Origin of the sequence: Ruminococcus bromii (genome assembly GCF_002834225.1) — a bacterium.
In the GTDB taxonomy this organism is placed as follows: Bacteria; Bacillota; Clostridia; order Oscillospirales; family Acutalibacteraceae; genus Ruminococcoides; species Ruminococcoides bromii.
Genome location: NZ_NNSR01000060.1, coordinates 1 through 4,547, shown reverse-complemented (window position 1 = coordinate 4,547; position 4,547 = coordinate 1). Strand labels below are relative to the sequence as shown.

Sequence of the window (4,547 nt, the reverse complement as noted above, 5' to 3'; positions counted from 1 at the left end):
CCCATAAAATTCTGTGTAAATAATAATCCTTCAAGCAATAACAAAACAGCGGATTGCGGTGTAATCAGGCTTTCTGATTTGCCCCGTGTTAACTTTTCTTTCCTGTCTGCGGAATGTTTTATGCACGATTTGCGTGAATAACATTTTGCGGACAGGAAATTCTATTCTCGGGGGCAAATCAAGCCGGTATTCTGTCCTCAAATATTATCGATAACTGGCTCAAAACTATGTCCCAGTTTCGACATCTTTGTGTCCAGCGTTCGACAATCTTTTGCGACGCTAAATACAACATTTTGCGCAGACTGTCATCGTTTGTGAATGACGGCTTGTTCTTCGTAATCTGCCTGAACTGACGGTTCAAACCTTCGATAATATTCGTTGTATATATTATCTTCCGAACTTCGGGCGGATATGCGAAAAATGTGGATAGAATATCCCAATTTTCCTCCCAACTTTTTACGCAGGAGGGATAAGTTTTGCCCCACTTGTCCTTGAACAAAATCAGGTTGTTCATAGCCTCTTCCTCGCTGATGGCTTGATATACTTTCTTGAGGTCAGCCATCAGTTCCTTGATGTGTTTGTAGCTGACAAACCTTGTGCTTGAACGTATCTGATGAATGATGCAACGCTGGATTTGTGCGTTCGGAAAAGCCGCTTCAATAGCCTGTCTGAAACCTGTCAGACCGTCAACGCAGAACAGAAATACATCTTTAATTCCACGAGTTTTGAGTTCGTTCAACACATTCAGCCAGAATTTACTGCTCTCATTTTCGCCAATCCATATGCCGAGAATATCTTTCTGCCCATCAAGATTGATGCCCAAAACTACATATGCAGCCTTCGTGATATACTGATGATTTTCCTTGACTTTGTAATGGATTGCATCCATAAACACAAACGGATATACTGCTTCAAGAGGTCGGTTCTGCCAAGCAGTCACATCGGGCATAATCTTCTCGCTGATTTCGCTGACAAGCTCGGGAGAAATTTCTACATCATACAGATTTTTGATTCGTTCGGAAATATCACGCTGGCTCATTCCGCAGGCATAGAGCGAGAGAATTTTCTCCTCCATACCGTCTGCATTGCGGTTGTATTTGCTGATTATTTTGGGTTCGTATTCGCCGTTTCTGTCCCTCGGAACTTTGATTTCAAGCTCGCCCATCTGCGTTTTTACCGTCTTTTTCGAGTAGCCGTTTCTGTAATTTTTCGACTTATTGCTACATTCATCATTCGACACTCTTTCGCTTTTCTCATAGCCGAGTTCATCGGCAAGTTCACATTCCATAACCTCCTGAAGAATGTCCTTGAACATATCTTTCATCGCTGTCATCACTTCATCTGTTGATGTGAAATTCTGACTTTTTACAAATTCTCTCATCATTTCTGCCGGTGCTTTTGTCATTAAAAAACTTCCTTTCAAGCTTTGATTTTTCTATTCCCATTATTGCTTGAAAGGAAGCTTATTATTCACTTTTACACAAAATTTTCGGCGGTCTCTCTGTCAGTTATTTTAAATTTAATTTCAGCAACAAATCATTTCCAAAAATTTCAATATTGCACTTCATTTTACTACTAATAGTACAATAAAACAGATTTTACAATTATCTTTTACTCGCAAATTGCAATAGCAAGTTGAAACAAATCTTTTAATACCATGACAATTGAACTTGAAATGTGTAAGTTGCCACAATTAGGAGTGTAGTAACAAACATTCAGGTAGCATATGTCTTATCTGATTGCTCTTTGGTGCTATGTCAAATTTCAATTTCGGGTGTGTCTGACAGCTATATGAAATCCCTGCCGACACATAAATTCACTTACACAAACGGCAAGGTAACTAATATTACCGAATACGGTACTGATGGCACAGAGGGAAATCACCTTAACATAAGCTACAAAGCCGACAATACAACCGTGTTTACAGATAAGCAGGGACACAGCGAAACCCATATTTTTGATAACAGCGGTTCAACTGTTTCTGTCCTCAATTCAAACGGCTATGCAACTTCGTCCGAAAACACAGGACTTGTAATTAACAACAGTGCAAACGCATACACTAAAAACTACATCACAGAGTCCTCACAGCAGACAGAAGTTGGCGGAGGCAAATATTACTTCGTGTCAAACGGCACAAAGGGCAGTACCGCAAGTAAAGGCGGTAAAGTAACAGTCGATAATTCTGCCGCAACAGAAGAGGACGGTTACTATCAGTATCTTGGAACAACTTCTCTCAAGGTTGAAAATCCGACAAGTGAGAATAACTCCGCATTCTTTACAGGCTTTGCTCATCAGTTCAAAGAAACAACCTTCAACGGCAAAGATGTAACTTTCTCTGCATATGTAAAAACAAAGAATGTAAAGCAGATTTACAGCGGAGGCTCAATCGGAGCAATCCTCAAAGTTAAGTGTCTTGATTCATCAGGCAAGACTGTAAAAGAAATCAACAGTATCGGACTTACAGGCACACTTGATTGGCAGAGAATAAGCGTAACCGCAAATGTGCCGAGTACAACAGCGTCAATCCGTGTGTATGGCTTGATTAGATACGCATCGGGTACAGCGTGGTTTGACTGCATCCAGTTTGAAGAGGGTAATTGTGCCAACAACTTCAACGCTCTTCAAAACAGCGATTTCAGCTCGAATGACAACTGGCTCACAGAAGAAAACAAGAGCATTTCAGCCAACAAAGGAACTGTAACAATAGGCGGTACAGCAGGTGCATTTGATGATGAAAATGCCGATTCATCAAGCGATGACTCGACAGATGAAACACAGCCGTCAACATACACGAAAACCGTTACAGAAACCGAACCTAATGACAGCATCACCACATATGATGATTACGGCAATGCAGTTAAAACCGAACAGGGATTTGTAACAAGAACTGTAAAGAAAACTTATGAAGTTGAAGAAAATGAAACAACGGAAGAAGTTACAAGTCCAAGTGATTCTGATACAGATAATTCTGACGATAATGATAATTCCGATACCACTGATGATAACTCATTGGGTAACAAGTATATCTATCAGAATATCAAAGTAGGCAGAGCGGGAGTATCGTTTAAAATTAACGGTACAGCAAAGTCAAATTCAGTTCCGCTTTCAAATGAAAACAGAACATTTGGCATTGCACTCAATATTTACTACAATAACAGCAGTACACCTGAATTCCATTATCAGAACTTTAGTGCTGACACAGACGGTTACCAGCAGGTATCACTTTCTGTTACTCCTGAAAAAACAAATGAAGTTGTAAATTATATTGCATTTGCGTTTGTTTACGGTTATAATGAGAATGAAATGACGGTTGATAATGCGGAAGTAAACATTTCACCGTTAATTCAAAGCTCCGAAGATTCTAAGAATGAAACTTCTGAAAAAGAGGCTGTTGACGAAGAAGTCTTATCTGAAAGTATTGATAAGTCAAAGCCGTATATGCAGACAAGTTCAGAATATGACAGCACAGGTAATTATGTAACCGCTGAAACCAATGAACAGGGAAGTACAACACATTATGTTTATGATGTCAACGGCAATGTAACTTCGATTACTGATGCAGATGATAATGTGACAAGCTACGCATATGATTCATCAGGCAACCTTACATCTGTTAAAAACGGTGATTCTGAAAACTCATATACATACAGCGGTTTAGGCTCTGTATCAAAAATTACTCATAACGGTTTTAGTTATTCATTTAATTATGATGTATTCTATAACCTTGTTTCAACAAGAATAGGCAATGTTGCAATTACAAGCAATACCTATGATAGTAACGGTAATCTTACAAAGACTGCTTATGCAAACGGTGATTATCTTGAATATGCTTACGATAACTATGGCAATATTTCTGTAATCACAGGTGAAACAGGTAAAATTGCCGAGATGATTTACAACAAGCAGGGGCTTGTTACAAAGGCGGTTGACTATTCAAGCGGCGAAACCTCATATTACTACTACACATTTGACGGTTCACTTGAAAGCGAATATCGTACATCATCAGACGGCAGTCTTACTCATTATATTGTTACCGATTCAAACGGCAATACAGTTGAAAAAACATCTGTAAACGGTCAGACAAAGACTATTACAACAGGCTCAGATGATGACGGAAAGTCATTTGTAAGCAATGACGGTGTAACTAACGAAACATCAACCGATGATTTCGGAAGAGTGTCAACTGTAACAACAAAACAGAACAAGAGCGATACCGTATTTACAAAGCAGTATTCTTATTATCACGGCAGTGAAAGTAATGCTACTACAAATATGGTTGGCGGTATCAGTTATAAGTTGAGTTCTGATAGGGTTCTGGATTACAGCTATAATTACAACGATACAGGTAATGTAGAGAATGTGTATGAAAACGGCAAAAAGGTAGCCGTATATACATACGATGAACTAAATCAGCTTGTATGGTATGCAGATACCCGAACAGGTCGCTATATCAGAATAGTTTATGATAACTACGGTAACATTCAAAAAATGGAATCGTATTCACTCGGAACTAACTGGGCACCTGTAAAATTACTTGAAACAAGAAC

The 4,547-nt window shown here is 39.0% G+C and carries 2 protein-coding genes; one reads left to right on the top strand and one right to left on the bottom strand.

Annotation, left to right across the window (positions count from 1 at the left end; all coding sequences use genetic code 11):
- Positions 1–178 precede the first annotated feature (178 nt).
- On the bottom strand, positions 179–1,405 hold the full coding sequence (locus tag RBATCC27255_RS06215) for an IS256 family transposase (protein WP_101029216.1): 1,227 nt from the start codon (positions 1,403–1,405) through the stop codon (positions 179–181).
- A gap of 386 nt (positions 1,406–1,791) precedes the next feature.
- Between RBATCC27255_RS06215 and RBATCC27255_RS06210 the strand changes: the two genes are divergently transcribed.
- A partial coding sequence (locus tag RBATCC27255_RS06210; protein WP_147639974.1) for an RHS repeat domain-containing protein occupies positions 1,792–4,547 on the top strand: 2,756 nt, incomplete at its 3' end.